The organism is Paraburkholderia sp. EG286A, assembly GCF_040965375.1.
In the GTDB taxonomy this organism is placed as follows: domain Bacteria; phylum Pseudomonadota; class Gammaproteobacteria; order Burkholderiales; family Burkholderiaceae; genus Paraburkholderia.
On the sequence record NZ_JBFRCB010000053.1, the window covers coordinates 1 to 255 of the forward strand.

Here is a 255-nt window from a genome sequence, read left to right on the forward strand (position 1 = left end):
TCCTTTCCGCGTGGCTGCGCCGATACTACCTCGGTGAGGAACGCAACAAACTGGGCGCTGGTATGACGCGGCGCGGTTTTGCCCAGCACTTCGCCGGTGGCGACATTCAATGCCGCGAACAGGCTCACGGTGCCGTTGCGTTTGTATTCAAAGCCATGACTCTCGGCACGCCCGGGCGAGAGCGGCAACATCCGGTCCTTGCGATCCAGCGCCTGGATGGCTGTCTTCTCGTCCACGCAGAACACCGCCGCATGC

At 62.7% G+C, this 255-nt stretch carries 1 pseudogene; it reads right to left on the reverse strand.

The features are described from left to right. A pseudogene (locus tag AB4Y35_RS42220) lies at nucleotides 1-255 on the reverse strand (IS630 family transposase); the annotation flags it as partial.